Below are 16717 nucleotides of genomic sequence, written 5' to 3'. Positions count from 1 at the left end.
TCACGCCCCGGCCGGGCCTGCTACGAGTACACACCATACAAGCCGCGCCGTCGGCGCCTCGCGCGTCGTCCGGCCCGCTACCGCCGTGCGATATATCGCCGATCGTCGCGGCGGCGCTGCGACAACGTCGCGGTGACCGCGCCCGCGGCCGCGATGGCGGCCAGCCCGAAGGCGAGATAGCGCGCGGAATCGAGCAGGACCGGACTGCCCAGATTGACCAGGACCCCGGCCAGCGCGGAGGCGATCGCGTTGGCGATGAGCTGGGTGACGCTGATGCCCGCCGCGGCCTTGCCCGCCTCCGAGTCGTCGTCGGTGCTGCTCATGGCCGCCACGCTCAGATGTGGGAAGGCGAAGCCGATGCTGACCCCCGACAGGAACAGCAGCGCGACCCAGCCCAGAATGCGCGGGCCACTCGCGAATTCGGCCTGCAGCATCCCGTATCCGGTCATCGCGGCGGTCAGGGTCAGCGCACCGGCCACCACGGCCCGGCGCCGCGCCGGCGCGGTGGTGATGCCGACGCTGGTCAGCTGCCCGGCGATCCAGCCGACCGCCAGGGTCGCCCCGAAGAACCCGGCCACCACCGGGGTGAGACCGCCGAGCCGCTGACCGAACAGCGGCAGGAACGCCTCCACCATGGCCACGCCGCTCAGCGCGGCCAGGGTCAGGTACACCCACTTGAGCGGATTGCCCGCCCGGTAGGTGAGCCGCGGCAGGACCGAGGTGGCCGAGCGGCGTTCCACCAGCACGAAGGCGATCAGCAGGCCGATACCGGCCGCCAGGCCCGCGACCGTCGCGATTCCCCTGGGCAGCACCGCGGTCACGCTGAACAGCGCGGCCGCGGCGGTCAGCAGTATCAGCGCCGTGACCGGCAGCCGGGGACGCTCGCCGGCGGTGACCGGCGCCGCGGGCAGGACCCTGCGCGCGATCACGGCCAGTGCCAGCGGCAGCGCGATCATCACCGCGAATGCCGCCCGCCACCAACGCAATTCGGCGAACACCCCGCCGAGGGAGGGCCCGAGCAGATTGCCCACCGCCCACATGGCGGACACGAGCGCGGTCGCCCGCGCCCACAGCGGCGCGGGCAGGGCGGACCGGATCACCGCGTACCCCAGCCCCGAGAGCAGGCCGCCGCCGAAACCCTGCACGGCCCGCCCCGCGACGATGATCTCCATCGCGGGGGCGACGGCGTTGATCAGCGACCCCAGGGCGAAGATCCCGAATGCCACCGCGTACGCGCGCCGCGCACCCCACAGCAGCAGCGCCCGCGGGACGAGCATCGCCGACACGACCGAGGCTGACAGGAACGCGGTGGTCACCCACGCGTAGAACCGATCCCCGCCGAGTTCCGCCACCGCCGAGGGCAACAGCGCCGCGGTGACGTATTCGTTGGTCGCGTACAGCGCCACGCCACCCGCCAGCACGGTGACCGCGGCCAGCCGCCGCGCCTCGAACAGCGCTCGCCACCCGTCGCCACCCGCGCCGGTCTCGTCCTCGGATCGGCCCGCCACGGGCTCCCTGACTTCGGTCATGCGCCCGACCGTATTACCTGAACCACTATTGAGGTAAAGCCTTCGTGACCAGCGTCGATCTGCCACCGAAGGCTTTGCATAGCCCGGACTTTCAGCGTAACGACATCGATCAGCAGGGTTGAACCCGAGGCGGCGGCGGCACCCCGTTCGCGAATCCGGACCACGGACACGCGCCGCCCGCACCGACGCGGAGCGGATGCCCTGCCGTCGCCCGCCCGCGGTACCCCGCACCCCAGAAATCACCCGCGCGCAGTCAGATGCCGGGCGTGCGCGATCACGACGTTCGGCGACCGCCGCAACGGACGGCCGCCGCCGGCGATGTCACGGCCTGACTTGGGTGGGGGTATGCCGCCCGAACCGCTTGTGTGGCCCATTCTCGGGCATATGGTCCGCGCACACACGCGGACCGGGGATGGGGTAGACGAAACCCCGGCGGGGGTGCGGGTAGCCGTGCCGGGGGCTCCTCTGCGGGTTGTGTCTGTGGAGCAACTCGCTGTGCAAATCCTTAGTCATCGTGGTTTCTGTGCCGTGATCACCTGACCTTTCTCCCGAACGTGTTGGAGTGGTCTTTCAGTCGTCCCCTTCAGCGGTTTTGCTGCGGTGATGGCTTCGGATCGGAGCCGGTCTTGTTCGTGGTGGATCTCGGTCCGCAGGTTCGCCGCCACCGCACACAGATCCGATTCGACCAGTGGCATTCCGGTCGCCTGACACCATGCCCGGATATCCGGACCCAACGGAACTTTGCGACCTCGCTCGATCGTCGAGACCTTCGACTGTGACCAGCCCAACCGGCGTGCGAGCGCCCGCCCCGAGATTCCCGCCGCCTCACGCAACGCACGCATCCGCTCTCCGAACCGCTCTCGATCCTCGGCAAGCTCATCGGTCATGTCGATGGCAGATCGCATCGGAACACCGATGCCTCACGGGCATAGGTGCGCTCCGGGTGCACGGTGACCACATCCACTCGCGTGGCCAGCGAATCGGGTACTACATCCATCAAGTGCGCGAGCGACGGAACGAATACCGCTTCCGCGTCCAACCGGGTGATCTGGGCGTTGAGCCGGGCCAACGGCGGCCGGCCGAACTTCGGTTCGTAGACGATCATGTCGGAGAAGTCGTAGCCGAACCGTTCGGCAAGTGCGCGGATCGCGGTCTCGTCCCGCTGGCGGCTCGCCCCGGAGATCTCGAGGTTCACGTACCCCAGACATGTTGGCCGATAGTCCATCTCATCCCCTGATTCCTCATCCGGACTCACCGCGGATTCTCGATCCGTGCGGGGCCGCCATTCCAGGTAGACCCCCGCATCGTCGGCCTCGCCGTAGGCGTCGGTTTCCAACACCCCGCCCTCGAAGGTGTAGAGCCTGCGCCGTGCGGTCACGGTCACCACCTCGCCTGTGCGTGTGGGTGTTCGGGCGGTTGTTCGGCCCACTGGTTCATCGCGTCGGCGAACCTCAGCATGACCTCGATCGAGGGCATCGGGAACGTCCACGCGATCAACCGGAACTGCGACGGTTTCGGTTGCGGTAGTTGATGACTCACGATCTCTCCCCGGCAGACGACCCACGATTGGTGAGGCAGTCCGAGGCCGAGACTCCAACGACCCCGGACGCCCAAATTCGACCGTATGAAACGCACGGTCCCGGGAGCCATGCCTATGCCGAACTATGCTGAAATCGATCTAATTCGTGGTGGCGCAGCACATTTGAGAGGGACAATCAGGACACGCAAGCATAGATGCGCGTAGTCCAGATAGGAGACCGATCATGTTGTTGCAGTTTCTCGGCAAGGGCGGTTCAGGCGATGGTGAGTGCCCAACCCTGTACGCGACGGACAGTGAGACGTACGTGGTGGTGGGGTGGAAGACCGCGACCCCAGGAACGATCGAGATTCCTCACCTGCTGCTGGGATTCGCGGAGCCGGACACGTTCATCGGTGCCACGATGAGCGACACCGGACGGGGGACGTTCCTGCTGTCCGGTCAGCCTGTCATCGATCCCGAGACGGTTGAGAAGATGGACATGGAACCCCACGAGACCGCCGTCGAAGTTCCAAAGGCGGGGAGGACTTTCTACGGTGATATTGCGGCAGCCTAGCCCGTGGCCCGAACTGTTCAGTGCCGCCAAGCAGGAAGCGTTCCACATGGAGGTCCGAGACACGTACTCGGTGCCTTCCGAGTCGGAGCCGTTGCGGCGCTTCTTGAACGGTGAGCCGCCAGCGCCGGAGTACGACAAGCGTCCCTGGAATGAGCTTGTCCACGAGACCGTCAGTCGAGGCGTCCGGGTTACCCGGATCCGAGTGGTCACTGAACCTCACTCGGACTACCAGCGTTGGCTACTCTCCATCACAGCGGGCAATGTCGAGGCCGGAGAAGATATCCGGTACCTGCCCCGCCACCTTGCCGGGGACGTGCCCACGGATGACTGGTGGTTGTTCGACGGTTCGACCGTCGGTTTCAACCTGGTGGATGGTGACGGCAAGCCTGCCGGTGCAGCAATTACGACCGATCCAGGGATTGCGGCGTACTGCCGAAGCGTGAAGGACAAGCTATGGGAATCCGCGGTGACCTTCCGCGAGTACGCCGGTGATGTCTGACCGGTGGCGGATTCGGTACAGCAACAGCGTGAAGTGCTCGGGGAACGTCTCCGGGCGCTTCGCCAGTTTGCCGGGCTGAGCGGTAGTGAGCTTGCCCGCCGGGCTGGCTGGCATCAGACCCGGGTTCCCAAGATCGAGTACGGCAAGACCAAGCCATCGGTTGCAGATATTCGGGTGTGGTGCAAGCTCACCGGGGCTGAGGGGGAGATACCGGGGCTTGTCGCATCGCTCCAGAACATCGACACGGCGTACCGCGAGTGGCGCAGAACGCTCAGCGGTGGGACCAAGGTCAAACAAAATGAGATCTTGCGCCTGATGCAGCAGGCCAAGGTGATGCGGGTGTATCAACCGTCGCTGGTACCTGGATTGCTCCAGACTGCGGAGTACGCCGCAGTGACCTTGCAGCGGTCTATCAGATTCCATCAGATACCCAATGATCTGGATGAGGGTGTAGCCAAACGTCTGGAGCGGCAACAGATCCTCTACCGGGGCGACCACCGGATTCATCTCCTGATGGGCGAACAAGCCCTGTACAACGATGTCGGTGGAGATCCAGTAATGAGAGGACAGCTAGACAGACTGATAGCAGCGATGGGCTTACCGCGATTGACGTTCGGAATCGTCCCTCTCGACGCCGAACTCCCGATGCAGCTGACGAACTTCGTCATGTTCGATGAACGCCGGGTCTCCGTCGAAGGGATTGCAGCGGAGCTGACCATCATTCAGCCAGGAGAGATCAGGGTCTATCACCGGACGTTCGATATGCTGGCCAACCAATCAATGACCGGTGATGCGGCCCGAGCGTTGATCCGTAAGGCCATCGACGCCCGGACCTAAGGTCGGAGCTTACTGAGCGATCAAGAACCTCTACCCGTACCTCGGTATGGGAAAGATAATTTCGTGGCTTGGAAGCGAAACCAGCCCCCGATTTTAGTCGGGGGCGTGGATCTTAGCCCTATCGGTATTTCGGGCAAATATCAGCATATGTTCGCGCGGGAGCATCCGTAGGCGTGCATATCTAGGGGGATGAAAGGAGTGTAAGGACAGGGATGGATCAAAATCGAAAATTCTGAGCGATGAACCTAGTGCTAGTTTATGTACAAGGATCTTGTCTAGGAACTCTTCCAGCGTTGCAAGCTTGATCTCCAGGCTAGTGCTGGACCAGTACTGAGGGCTTTCCGTAAGCTCTACGAGTGCTTCGTCATCGGACAAAATCGCGTGTAGCGAATATTTTCCGAGAGTATCGCGCAGAGGCCAGAGTCCCTTCATCTGCTCCCGCCACGCATATGAGGTCCGGGAAACCCACTCCCAACATTCGCGCATCACCTGTTCGAGCTCGCGCTGTTGCCGCTCGAAGTCGCCCTCTTGATAAGCAGTCTTGCGTGGTGCCGACTGGTATTTTAATCGCAAAGACCAATCATGGACTTCATTTCGCAAGCTGGTTAGAAATGGGTGCAAACCTGCCCAAAGGTCGTGTTCTGCCACTCTGACGATCTCGCACGCCTCCCCACTTTGCATCCCACAATGGTGCTGCGGAGATCGCCCGAGCGCAAGAGGCGCAGAACCGTCCGCCTGTTGGGCCTATGCATGACTATGGGGTCATTGTTCGACAGGTAGCGATACACGGTCGCCCGGGAGCATCCGAGCATCTTGGCGATGTCCGGGGCGCTAAGCCCCTTAGCCTTCAGGTCCTTAGCCTTAGCGGCGTCCGCGTCGTCCACCTTGCGAGGACGCCCCCCCCTTGCGGCCGTCCCGAGTGCTGTTTCCCCAGCACGCCGAACGATCATGCGGAAGCCGTCTCGGGTCTCATCAACCGATCGTTTATGAGACACGCCCGCAGTATCAGTAGTCGAAGCGTTCTGCGTCCTTCGGCGAACCGACGATCCAAGCGCCGGTGATGAACTCGTGGCCCTCATCGCAGCGGCGCACCTCGCCGCGTTCCGGACCTAGGTATCGGATCGGCTCCGTGTCTATCGTGTCATCGCAAACTGGGCAATGCATCGTCCGATGCTCCCGAATCCACTTGCCGTATTCCTTTGTCACGCTCAACCTTTCGAGGTCAGGGATGGTTAACAGTACTCCCGCTGGGCGTGTAAAGCAGGGGCTCAAAGGGGTGGCAACATGTGGATGAGGCCGATCCGGCGGGGTGCTGCTACCTGCCTCGGGTAGCGCAGGTGGGTGCACCTCTCCTGGGTGCAGGGCAGCGAGGATGGGCGCCCTCAGAGTGGGGGTGTGCCAGGCGCCCCGGGTGGGCACCGGCCAGGGAGTGCAGGCGGGTTGCGTGGGAGCACTCGGCTGTGCCGGAGTGTGCCTGCCGTGGTGCTGGAGACCGGGTCCGCGCGTCCATTCCGGGCAACCCTTGGTGTGTGTGGAGGCGTGAGTGCCGGGTGGTGTGGTGTCCGGCACCGGGCCGGGTCGGCACCCAGGGGGTATGCCCCTGCCCCCGGGCTCGAAGACCGCCTCATTATGCGGCTGCCAACTTCTGTACGGGTTTAAGGTCCGGAACCCGCGCATCTTGGTCGAACTGACGCGCGGCTCCTGCTTCACCTACAGAACTGCTGCTAGCGCCTTGAGTACCGCAGGTCGGTCCGGCCCGGACACACCGTCCAGTGCCTCACGTACGAGCCGGACTTTGATCCGGGTAGTGACTATGTGAGCCGTGGCGGCGGATACAGATGCCGAGCCTGCCGAGATAGCTCCAATGACGACGAAGGGGTCCATTGCGCTTTCCTCTCTCGTTGGCCGAGAAGAGGAGGCACGCGCACCTCAGCTCGACCAGTGCATTTCTGCCTGGTTGAGCCAAGGCCCGCCCTCCCGTTGGGCAGACACCAGCATGGCTTTCGATCGTCCGCGTTAGTTGGAGTCATCAGTCGTGCGTTAGTACGTCTACCGCCGGGATCCCCAGCGGCACTATGACACTGGGAACTGAAGCAGCCTTCACGGCCACGCTATGCCCCAGGCGCTAGTGGCGCAATACGCCCACAGTGAAATCTGCTCCGACCTTGGGAGGTAAAGCTAGACAACCGAGTACTCGGCCGTGCTCATGCTGCTGGACCCACGCCGGGAGCAGGCGCAACTGCTTACGGCCGCACCGGAAGCGGACGGAAGAGCTGTCCTGGGAGCGCGGGCCGCGCGGCTGGGGCCGGAGGTGGTGACCGCGAGGCACCCGCCGACCGCCGAGCGGGATCAGCCGTGGCCCATATGGCCGGAGTCGCTCATACCCGGCATGCCCGGCACTTCGGCCATTTCCATGGGCGCGGGTTGTTCGCCGGGGGCCAGGACCAGGAACTGGCCCATCATGCCTTTGTCCTCGTGCAGGAGCAGGTGGCAGTGGAACATGTACGGGTAGGTCGGGTCGCTGTGGCCGGTGAACCGCATAGCGAGGGTGTAGGTCGAGCCGGGGGCCGTGTAGACGGTGTCCTTCCAGCCGGACAGCTCCGGTGGCGGGGTGCGGCCGTCGATGTCGGTGATCTGGAACTGGACGTCGTGGACGTGGAAGTTGTGCGGCCAGTTGTCACTATTACGGACGGACCAGACCTCGGTGGTGTCGACGGGGATGGTCATGTCGATGCGGTTCATGTCCATGCGCTGGTTGTTGATCATGAACCACTTCAGGTCGAAGTGCCGGGCGGGCTTCGTGCCCGCGGGCACCAGGGGTGCGATGACCGCCAGCGAATCAGTTAGGGCCGCAGCCGGTTTCAGCTGCGCGGTGGGTCGCAGGCGCAGGATGTCGAAGGCGTCGTCGAAGCCGAACGCGGCGGCGTGATCGATCCCGGCGCGCTGCTCGATGGGCAGCGAGCGCAGGGTGACGGGTTCGCCGCCGCGCAGGTCCACGACGATCTCGACGCGTTCGCCGGGGCTGATCTGGATGGCGCGCAGGGGAACCGGGGCCGCGAGCAGTCCCCCGTCGGTGCCGACCAGCCGGAACTCGCGCCCGTCCGAGAGGGCCAGCCGATAGAGGCGGCCGGAGGAACCGTTGAGAATCCGCAGGCGGACCCGTTCGGTGGTCACGTCCAGGTGCGCGCCGGCGATGCCATTGGTGACGATGACGTCGCCGAGCAGGCCGACATCGCTGGGATCCGACTCGTCCAGCGCACCGGCCGGGGTGAACCGGCGATCCTGGATGACCAGCGGAATGTCGTCCACGCCGTAGTCGTTCGGGAGACCGGGGGTCGCGGCCGGATCATCCACCAGAAAGAACCCGGACAGGCCGCGATAGACGTGTTTCTCGGTGGAGCCGTGCGGATGCGGGTGGTACCAGAGCGTGGCGGCCGGCTGATCGACGGTCCAGCTCGGCTGCCACGTCCCGCCCGCGGCGATCGTCTGATGCGGGCCGCCGTCGCAGCTCGCCGGGACGTGCATGCCGTGCCAGTGCACGGTGGTGGGCTCCGGCAGGTCGTTGCGGATATCGAAGGCGACGGTCTCCCCGCGCCGGGCGCGCAGCGTCGGTCCCAGCACCGAGCCGTTGTACCCCCAGGTGGTCGTGGACTTTCCGGGCAGCATCTCGGTCGTGCCCGCGGCGGCGCGCAGGGTGAAGCGCCGCACACCGCCGGGGCCGACCGTCGAGTCGGCCAGCGGCGGAACGGGCAGCGGGCGGGTCGAACCCGACGGACCGGGCGCCGCCGAGCCCGACGGACCGGCGGATCCGCCGCGACCGGCGCATCCGGTCGTCAGGGCCACCGAGGCCACGGCGAATCCGGTGAGAAAGCCTCGTCTCGAGACCACGACCAACTCCTACTCGTCCACCGGCGATCGACTGCCGCCGAGTTACCTCCAGCATCGATTGCCCCGGGGTAACCGCGACTCCTGCGCGCGGCCGGGTCCCCGCCGCGCACGCCTCCTACCCACGACCCTTGTGGCGGTCTCCGAAACGTGCTAACCAGCGCTTTCGACGGCGTTTCACCCGAGCCTCGGCCGCACGCCGCCACACCCGGTCCCCTACGGTGGGGGCGTGAGCGAGATGTGGTCCCGATGGCATCCGGAGGCAGCCGTGCGCTGGCTGCCGGTGGTGCTGGTCCCACTGCTGCTGGCGGCGAGCACCTTCCCGGGGCAGTACCGGGTGCCGTGGGTTTACTGGATGTTGTCCATGGCCGCGAGCGTGCTGTTCGCGCTGGGCGCGCAGTGGCCGCTGGCGGTGTCGCTGCTGCTGGCGGCGCTGGCCGTGCCCATGTTCCGGATTCCGGCGTGGGGGCTCTCGGGACTGGTGCCGTTCCTGGGCGCGGTGGCGCTGGTGGATGTGATTCGCCGGACGCCCCGCAACGCCCCGGTGCTGCTCGCGATCGTGGGCTGGACGGCGGCGGTGGTGATCGGGCGCGGGGCCACCCATGATCCGGGCGTCTCGCGCGCCACCCTCGTCCTCGAGGTCGGCACCTACGTCGGGCTGCCGGTGCTGCTGGGGCTGTTCCTGCGCGGGCAGCGAGAGTTGGCCGCCACCCTGCGATTACGCGCCGCCGAGGCCGAGATGCGCCGCGCCGACGCCGAGCAGCGCACGCGCTCGGCCGAACGCGAGGCCCTCGCCCGCGAACTGCACGACCTCGTCGCCCATCACATGGCCTCGATCGTGCTGCGCATCGGAGTCGCGCGGCACGTGCTCGCCGACGCGGGGGCGAGCACCCCGGATGCGCGGACCTTCCCGGACGGCTCCACGACAGCCCACGGCGCGGCCGAGATCGTGGTGTCCGAATCCGAAGCGGTCGAACCACATTCGAGCGCGAGACCGGGCGGGTCCGGGTTGCCCGCCGTGCTCGACGATGTGCACGGCACCGCCGCCGCGGCGCTCGCCGACATCCGCCGGCTGCTGACCGCGCTGCGCGATCCGGCGCTGGGCGAGGTCGCGCTGGTGGACGCCGAGGCGGTGCGGACCGAGATCGGGGCCGCGGCCGATCGGGTGCGGGCGGCCGGCTTCGACGTGCGCGCCGAGATCCGCGCGAGCGTGGCGGGATTGGATGCGATCGGGCGGCTCACCCTGCTGCGGCTGGTCCAGGAATCGCTCACCAATGTCATGAAGCACGCCGATCCCGCGCGCCCGGTGCTGCTCACCGTCGACGACGCCGACGGGGGTATCGCGCTGACCGTGCGCAGCGGCCGCCACGAGCGCCGGGCGAATGCCGGGACCGGGCACGGCATCATCGGCATGCGCGAACGGGTGGAACTCGCGGGCGGGCGGCTCGCCATCGACGGCGCGGACCCCGCGAAGACCGATCACGGTGGACGCGAGCACCGATTCCCCGCCGACGCCGCATGGACGGTCCGGGCGTGGCTGCCGAATATTCCGACTCAGGAGGCGGGCCGATGACGACCGTGCCGCAGGTGATCACCGTGTTGCTGGTGGACGACCAGCGCCTGGTGCGCGCCGGACTGCGCATGCTCATCGAATCCACCGCGGATCTGCGCGTGGTCGGCGAGGCGGCGAACGGCGTGGAGGCGATCCGGCTCGCGGCCGAACTCTCCCCCGATCTCGTACTCATGGATCTGCGCATGCCCGGACTCGACGGCGTGGCCGCCACCGAGCGCATCACCGCGAGCGGCGCCCGATCGAAGGTCCTGGTGCTCACGACCTTCGACGACGACGAGCACCTGTACCCGGCGCTCGCGGCCGGGGCGACCGGCTATCTGGTCAAGGACACCGAGCCGGGCGAGCTGCTGACCGCCATCCGCCGCACCGCCGAGGGCGACATGCTGTTCTCGCCGCCGCTGCTGCGCCGCCTGGTCGAACGGGTGGTCGCCGTCACCGAACCCGCCGAATCCGTTCCCGCGCAGGCGGATACGACCCCGCGCGAGCGGGAGGTCCTGACCCTGGTCGGCGAAGGACTGAGCAATCAGGAAATCGCGGACCGCCTGCACCTGGGAGTGACCACGGTCAAAACCCATGTCGCCAATCTGATGGACAAGACCGGCTGCGACAATCGCGTGCGACTGGCGGTGTACGCGTTCCGAACCGCCCGCACACCACCGCGATAGGCACTCCGCATGGGGTATCGATCCCGGCGGTCGGTACCGAAAGTAGGCTGTGCTCCGGTTGCATCAGCCCCACGAGAAACCAGAGACTCCGTACTGGCAGAAGGGACACCAGCAGGTGCGAAACGGCAGGCGGCAGACCGGGCGTGACGAGCGGCGATCGTATTCCGGACCTCGCGTCCCCGATCGCGGCGCCCTGTCCTGGCGCCGGACGGGTCCCCTCGCGGTGGCGGCGGTGAGCGTGCTGGCCCTGAGCGCGTGCGGCAGCACGACGGTCGACGACATCCGGGTCGGGCCGGGCGATGGCTGGCCGCTGGCGTTCCACGACGCGCGCAACAGCGCGGCGAGTCCGGTCACCGGTTCGCGTGCGCTGACGCTCAGCTGGTCGCGGCCCGTGGGCGGGCCGATCGCGGCGCCGGTCACGATCGGCCCGGAGGGTCAGCTCTTCGTCACCACCCGCACCACCTCCTGCAACATCTTCTCCTTCCTCATGCCCACGGGGCGCAAGCGTTTCTGCAATCCCATGGGGCCCAGTGCGATCTACGGCGGCACCGCCGTGGACGGCACCACCAACATCTACGTCGGCGACGACGGCGGGACGTACTCCTTCAACGCGCTGGGTCAGCCACGCTGGCGCACGCCGCAGGCCGGGGTGCCGATCTCGGTGCAGTTCACCGGCGACGGAAATGTGCTGTCGGTGACCCAGTCCGGGCAGATCGACGTACTCAGCCGGCAGACCGGCGAGCGCCGGGTCTCGAGCATGCAGTTGCTCGGCGAGCCCGATTTCATGAAGTACCCCAACCTGAATCGGCCGCCCGACGGCGAGGGCCTCGAGGAGTGCGCCATCGGCGGCGCGAGTTGCCCCGTCGCGAATGTGTCCGCGGTCGACGAGAAGTCGGGCAGGTTCTTCGTCACGGTGTGGCGGCCCGGTTCCGGCGCCGCCGACCTGGTCGCACTGACCTACGACGGCAAAGAGATTCGTCAGGACTGGAGCGCGCAGATGCTCGCGGGCGGCAGTTCCACCAGCCCGACCCTGTCCGCGGACGGCTCCACGGTGTACGTGGGCGACAACAACAATCGCCTGCTCGCGGTCGACACCGCCGACGGCCGCACCAAATGGGCGCAGGATCTCGGCTTCCCCGCTCGCGGCGCGATCTCCGCCGCCGACGGCCTGCTCATCCCCTCGGGCGACGGCGGTCACCTGCTGGCCATTCGCGACCGCGGCGACAGCGCCGAGATCGCCTGGGAGCGCAAGGATCTGGCCCTGCGCGGCCGCCCCGTCCAAACGGACGGCGGTACCGGCTACACGGTGGCCCCCATCGGCGACAGCCTCACCCTGGTGACCTTCGACAGCCGCACCGGCGAGACGGTCGACTCCGATGACCTGCCCGGCGCGGAAGGCAGCACGTCCGGCACCTCGATCGGCGCGGAAGGCGAGGTCGTGGTAGCGACCCGGATCGGCGAGCTCTTCGTCTACAAGCCGGAGAAGAAGTAGCGGCTCCTCGCGGCCGGGCGCGTGCCGCCGCACCGGATCCGGTGCGGGGGCGCGCTCACCGCGCCCGCAACCCCGCGAGCAATCGGGTGAGGTGCCCGGCGGCCTGGGCCGGGTCCAGGGGCGCGTGATCGACCAGCATGCGGTACCAGAACGGGCCGAAGATCAGGTCCGCGGCGTAGTCGACGTCCAGGCCCGGATCGAGTTCGCCCGTGGCGATTCCACGCCGCAGCAGGTCCGCCACGACCGCCCGGCGGGTACCGGTCCACGCGGTGAAGGCGACGCGGAAGTCCGGATCGAGTTGTGCGGCGGCCATCATCCCGCGCAGCGACTCCATGCGCAGCGGATGATGCACGACCGCGTACAGCGCGGCCATGAACTCCGTGAGATCCTGTGCCGCCGAACCGGTGTCGGGCACCGGCATACGGTCGGCGACGGTGCGGGCGTAGGCCTCCAGCACGAGTTCGGGCAGTGAACGCCACCACCGGTAGATGGTGCTCTTGGCGACCCCCGAGCGCGCGGCGATCTTCTCGATGGTGAGTGCGCGACCTCGCCGCGACCCTCGTCGACCATGACGTCCGGGTGCCGCAGATGCCGAATCCCGAAGCGCCCGAACCGCAGCCGTGGCTGGACGCGGTGCGGGCCGAGATCACCGACCCGGCCGACACCGTCCTGGTCGGGCACAGCCTCGGCGGCGTCACCATGCTGCGCGCGCTCGAGCGCCACGAGGGTGAACCCTTCGCCGGACTGGTGCTCGTCGCCGCGATGGCGCACGAGGTCGGCTACGACCAGCTCGCGCCGTTCTTCGACGGCGGCTTCGACTGGGACCGGATTCGCAATGCCGCCAAGGGTTTCCGCGTCCTGGTCGCCGTGGACGACCCGGTCCTGACCCCCGCCCCGCTCGAGCACGTCCAGCTCTTCGCCACCCATCTGGGCGCCAAGGCCCTGGTGACCCCGGACGGCATCCACTTCAGCCGCCACCAGAACCGGCGCGAGCTGCACGAAGCGGTGGATCTGGTGCGTGACCTGCTGCCCTGATGCGATCACCGGGGACGAGCCGCCCGTAGCGGAGGCGGATCACCACGGCCCTCCGCGCCCGCAACGGACGCGGGCGGCGCCACCGCACGGGACCCCCGGACAGTATTCGGCGACTCGACCCGGCCGCCCCGAACCCTCGGGGCGGCCGAACTCGTTTCAGCGCGTGTGCGCGAAGCCCTTGCGGCGGTGACTATTCCGGGCGGATCGCATCCAGGCGAGCCGAGGCGCGGTCGAGCAGGGCCATCAGGGTTTCGCGTTCCTCGGGGGTGAATTCCTTCGCGAGGGTGCGTTCGACGTGGATGGCGCGGGCGTCGGCATCCGCGAGGACGGCGGCCCCGGCGGGGGTCAGGCTGGTTTCGAGGATGTTCCGGTGCCACGCGTGGGGGGTGCGCTCGATCAGGCCGCGTTCACGCAGGTTGGCCAGGACGGTGTTCATGGTCGGTGGGGTGACGCCGCACTCGCGGGCCAGGGCAGCGGCGGAGATCCCCGGGTTGCCGTTCAGCACGAGCAGGGCCGCGTACTGGGGCACGGTCACCCCGGCGGGCTTCACGGCCGGGTTCTTCGCGCCCTGCAGGGCTTGTTCGGCGCGCTTGATGTACGAACCCAGGCGCTCCCCGGCAGGCATCGACGTCACGGGAGCCATCCTATTCGACCCTTCCTGACATTCGAGTCTTGACGATCATTAGAACTCTAATCTATGTTCGTGTCCGAATTCGATAACGGTTCCACCGGAAGGTCCACCCCATGTCTCGCGTGCACCGCCTACGTTTCACACTCCCCGCAGCGGCGTTGCTGCTCGCCCTGACGGCGTGCTCGAACAGCGCGGAATCCCCCGCCACCCCCGGCCGGAACGCGCGGATCAGCACCGCCTACGAACTACCGGAGGAGCGCGCCTACCCCGAAGGCATCGCGGTCGACGGCCGCACCGGGGACGTCTACGTCGGGTCGTTCACCACCGGCGCGATCTACCGCGGCACATCGGGCCATCCGAAGGCCGAGATCTTCCTGCCCCCGGGCGCCGACGGCAGGCACACCGCCAACGGCCTCCGCGTGGACGCCTCCGGCCGGCTCTGGGTCATCGACCACACGAAGGGTGTCACGGTCTACAACCTCGAAACCCGCGCTCTCGTGGCACGTTTCGACGCGGCCACCGAGAACCCGTTCCTCAACGATCTGACCGTCACCCCGGACGGCGCGGTGTACCTGACCGACAGCGTGCGGCCGGTGATCTACCGCATCACCCCCGCTGAACTCGACGCCGCCGTCGCCGCGGGCGGGCGTGCCGAGTTGACGGTCTTCACCGATCTGAGCGCGGCCAAGGATCCCGCCGCCACCCTGCTGCTCAACGGCATCGTCTCCGATCCGGCGGGCCGGTACCTGCTCACGGTCTGCATGGCGACCGGCGATCTGTACCGGGTCACGCTGCAGGGCGAGCCGCAGATCAGCAAGGTCGCACTCGACAAGGGCAACATGCTGTTCGGCGACGGCCTGGAACTGCGCGGCGACACCCTGTGGGCCGTGCACAACAAGGACAATTCGGTGAGCCGCTGGCGCCTGTCCGCCGACGGCACGAGCGCCGAACTCCAGAATCTGGTCACCGACGAAGCCCTGCGTATCCCCACCACCATCGCGCACGCGGGCGATCGGGCGCTGGTCGTGGTGTCGCAATTCGACCGCGGCGGCCCGATGGGCGAGGGCACCCCGACCACACCGTTCCGCGTGGTCGCCATCGACGGCCTCTGACAGCTCCGACGGCTCCTACGATTCCGACGGCTTCGGAACCCGGCGCCGGCATCCACCCGGAGCCCGGACAGGGCCGGGCCGCCGCGCGCTCAGGGCGTCGCGCAGAGAAAAACCGTGGCGGTCTTGCCGATTCGCGTGATGACGAGCGTATGCGGTTGCGAGCCCTTGGGTTTGAGCCGCGCACGCAACTGGTCCGGATCGATATCCACACCGCGCGTGAGGATTTCGAGCGGCCCGCAGTCCCGCCGATGCAGTTCGGCGCGCAGCGGCTTCTCCCGGAAGTCCATGCGATCCAGGACGCGGAACCCGCGTACCCCGTCGGGCACCTTGTCGCCGGTGAGATAGGCGATGCGCGGATCCAGTTGCCACAGGCCGTGTTTGGCGGCGTAGTGCCGCACCAGCCCAGCGCGCACGATCGCCCCGTCGGGATCGACGATCCACTCCCCCGGCGCCCGTTCGGGAATCTCGTCCGGGTCGGCGTCGGTGAGCACTTCGGGATCCCTGGAGGACGACAGCACGGTCGCCCGGCGGGTCACCCCGGGCGCGGCCAGGCCCGGCGACCACAGGCACGCTTCGCGCACCGAGCCGTCCAGCGAGGCCACCTCGATCTCGCCGGCCCAGGCGAGTTTGTCGAAATCCAGTCCCGGAGCGCATTTCACGGCCAGATCGCGTCCGGCGTAGGCGGTGAGCAGATCCGGCAGCGGGGGTTGCAGTTTGGCGGGGTCGTGGGTGCGGCGGCCGTCGGCCCGGCGGGCGGGATCGGCGATCACCACCTCGGCGGTGCTGCACGGCACGAGCGCATCGGCCTTGGCCAGCACGATGTTTCGGCCTGCCGCCGCGGCCGTGCGATGCTCGTCCCCGGCGGGCTCGAACGCTTCGCCGGTCGCGGTGAAGCCCCGGCGCACCGGGGCGCCCACCGCCCGGACGCCGAGATTGTGCGCGGCGATGGCCAGCCGCACCGCGTCCAGGTCGCTGCCGACGACGGCCGGGCACACCCGCGCCAGTTCGGCCAATTCCGCACCGATGGAACAGGTTACGTCGTGCACCGTGCGACCAGCGAGCCGCTGCGCGCGATGGCGGGCCACCGCGGTCGGCGTGGCCTGCTGCAGGGCGTCGTCGGTGAAGAGCCAGTCCCGTGCCCCGTCGAGCTTGGCGACGGCCCGGCGGCGCAGCCGGACCGTTTCCACCAGGGCCGCGGTGTGCTCGCCGTGATCGCGCCGCAGCCGCTCGATGTCGCGCAGCAGTGTGGCGGGGGTGAGCGCGAAAGCCGCCACCTCGCTCAGCGCGGCCGTGGCGGCCGCGCTCGCGAGGTAGGCGACGTCGTCGCGCGTGAAAGCGAACCCGCTGGAGACCACCGGTTCTCGGG

General features: G+C 67.9%; 17 protein-coding genes. 8 read left to right on the top strand and 9 right to left on the bottom strand.

Annotated elements, in window-relative coordinates; translation table 11 throughout:
- Nucleotides 1-77: 77 nt before the first annotated feature.
- The 3 genes from ABZ319_RS05485 to ABZ319_RS05475 all read right to left on the bottom strand — a co-directional run bounded on the left by ABZ319_RS05485 (nt 78) and on the right by ABZ319_RS05475 (nt 2907).
- Complete coding sequence (locus tag ABZ319_RS05485) at nt 78-1529, bottom strand: MFS transporter (protein ID WP_354985099.1); 1452 nt, start codon at nt 1527-1529, stop codon at nt 78-80.
- A gap of 509 nt (nt 1530-2038) precedes the next feature.
- Entirely contained in the window at nt 2039-2416 is a 378-nt protein-coding gene (locus ABZ319_RS05480) for a helix-turn-helix transcriptional regulator (RefSeq protein ID WP_354985098.1), read from the bottom strand.
- Nucleotides 2413-2907 (bottom strand): hypothetical protein, encoded by a 495-nt coding sequence (locus ABZ319_RS05475; RefSeq protein ID WP_354985097.1) that lies wholly within the window; start codon nt 2905-2907, stop codon nt 2413-2415. Before ABZ319_RS05475 ends, ABZ319_RS05480 begins: the two co-directional genes overlap by 4 nt.
- A gap of 385 nt (nt 2908-3292) precedes the next feature.
- Here ABZ319_RS05475 and ABZ319_RS05470 point away from each other — a divergent pair, with 385 nt between their 5' ends.
- The 3 genes from ABZ319_RS05470 to ABZ319_RS05460 are packed head-to-tail and all read left to right on the top strand — an operon-like array spanning nt 3293 to nt 4958.
- Entirely contained in the window at nt 3293-3622 is a 330-nt protein-coding gene (locus ABZ319_RS05470) for a hypothetical protein (protein WP_354985096.1), read from the top strand.
- Nucleotides 3603-4121, top strand: a complete 519-nt coding sequence (locus ABZ319_RS05465) for a DUF6879 family protein (protein WP_354985095.1) — start codon at nt 3603-3605, stop codon at nt 4119-4121. Before ABZ319_RS05470 ends, ABZ319_RS05465 begins: the two co-directional genes overlap by 20 nt.
- 3 nt (nt 4122-4124) lie before the next feature.
- A complete protein-coding gene (locus ABZ319_RS05460; protein WP_354985094.1) occupies nt 4125-4958 on the top strand; it encodes a helix-turn-helix transcriptional regulator in 834 nt (277 codons plus the stop codon).
- Between the two features lie 605 nt (nt 4959-5563).
- Here the strand turns inward: ABZ319_RS05460 and ABZ319_RS05455 are convergent.
- The 3 genes from ABZ319_RS05455 to ABZ319_RS05445 all read right to left on the bottom strand — a co-directional run bounded on the left by ABZ319_RS05455 (nt 5564) and on the right by ABZ319_RS05445 (nt 8846).
- On the bottom strand, nt 5564-5908 hold the full coding sequence (locus ABZ319_RS05455) for a helix-turn-helix domain-containing protein (RefSeq protein ID WP_354985171.1): 345 nt from the start codon (nt 5906-5908) through the stop codon (nt 5564-5566).
- Between the two features lie 55 nt (nt 5909-5963).
- Entirely contained in the window at nt 5964-6164 is a 201-nt protein-coding gene (locus tag ABZ319_RS05450) for a hypothetical protein (protein WP_354985093.1), read from the bottom strand.
- Nucleotides 6165-7307: 1143 nt separating this feature from the next.
- Nucleotides 7308-8846, bottom strand: a complete 1539-nt coding sequence (locus tag ABZ319_RS05445) for a multicopper oxidase domain-containing protein (protein WP_354985092.1) — start codon at nt 8844-8846, stop codon at nt 7308-7310.
- A 235-nt stretch (nt 8847-9081) separates the two neighbouring features.
- Here ABZ319_RS05445 and ABZ319_RS05440 point away from each other — a divergent pair, with 235 nt between their 5' ends.
- The 3 genes from ABZ319_RS05440 to ABZ319_RS05430 all read left to right on the top strand — a co-directional run bounded on the left by ABZ319_RS05440 (nt 9082) and on the right by ABZ319_RS05430 (nt 12573).
- Entirely contained in the window at nt 9082-10416 is a 1335-nt protein-coding gene (locus ABZ319_RS05440; RefSeq protein WP_354985170.1) for a histidine kinase, read from the top strand.
- A gap of 14 nt (nt 10417-10430) precedes the next feature.
- Nucleotides 10431-11081 carry a response regulator transcription factor gene (locus ABZ319_RS05435; RefSeq protein ID WP_354985169.1) on the top strand — a complete coding sequence of 217 codons (651 nt, stop codon included), beginning with the start codon at nt 10431-10433 and terminating at the stop codon, nt 11079-11081.
- A 232-nt stretch (nt 11082-11313) separates the two neighbouring features.
- On the top strand, nt 11314-12573 hold the full coding sequence (locus tag ABZ319_RS05430; RefSeq protein ID WP_354985091.1) for a PQQ-binding-like beta-propeller repeat protein: 1260 nt from the start codon (nt 11314-11316) through the stop codon (nt 12571-12573).
- 55 nt (nt 12574-12628) lie between these two features.
- Here the strand turns inward: ABZ319_RS05430 and ABZ319_RS05425 are convergent, their stop codons facing one another.
- Complete coding sequence (locus tag ABZ319_RS05425) at nt 12629-13030, bottom strand: TetR-like C-terminal domain-containing protein (RefSeq protein ID WP_354985090.1); 402 nt, start codon at nt 13028-13030, stop codon at nt 12629-12631.
- An 80-nt stretch (nt 13031-13110) separates the two neighbouring features.
- Here ABZ319_RS05425 and ABZ319_RS05420 point away from each other — a divergent pair, with 80 nt between their 5' ends.
- Entirely contained in the window at nt 13111-13608 is a 498-nt protein-coding gene (locus ABZ319_RS05420) for an alpha/beta fold hydrolase (protein WP_354985089.1), read from the top strand.
- 190 nt (nt 13609-13798) lie between these two features.
- Here the strand turns inward: ABZ319_RS05420 and ABZ319_RS05415 are convergent, their stop codons facing one another.
- Nucleotides 13799-14233 (bottom strand): MarR family transcriptional regulator, encoded by a 435-nt coding sequence (locus tag ABZ319_RS05415; RefSeq protein ID WP_354985168.1) that lies wholly within the window; start codon nt 14231-14233, stop codon nt 13799-13801.
- A gap of 119 nt (nt 14234-14352) precedes the next feature.
- Here ABZ319_RS05415 and ABZ319_RS05410 point away from each other — a divergent pair, with 119 nt between their 5' ends.
- Nucleotides 14353-15351, top strand: coding sequence for a superoxide dismutase (locus ABZ319_RS05410; protein ID WP_354985088.1), 999 nt, complete (start codon nt 14353-14355; stop codon nt 15349-15351).
- Between the two features lie 89 nt (nt 15352-15440).
- Here the strand turns inward: ABZ319_RS05410 and ABZ319_RS05405 are convergent, their stop codons facing one another.
- Nucleotides 15441-16706 carry a class I SAM-dependent methyltransferase gene (locus tag ABZ319_RS05405; protein WP_354985087.1) on the bottom strand — a complete coding sequence of 422 codons (1266 nt, stop codon included), beginning with the start codon at nt 16704-16706 and terminating at the stop codon, nt 15441-15443.
- Nucleotides 16707-16717: the final 11 nt, after the last annotated feature.

It is taken from the genome of Nocardia sp. NPDC005978 (genome assembly GCF_040614455.1).
GTDB lineage: Bacteria > Actinomycetota > Actinomycetes > Mycobacteriales > Mycobacteriaceae > Nocardia.
The sequence above is the reverse complement of the archived record's forward strand: the minus strand, read 5'-3'. Positions and strand labels throughout refer to the sequence as shown.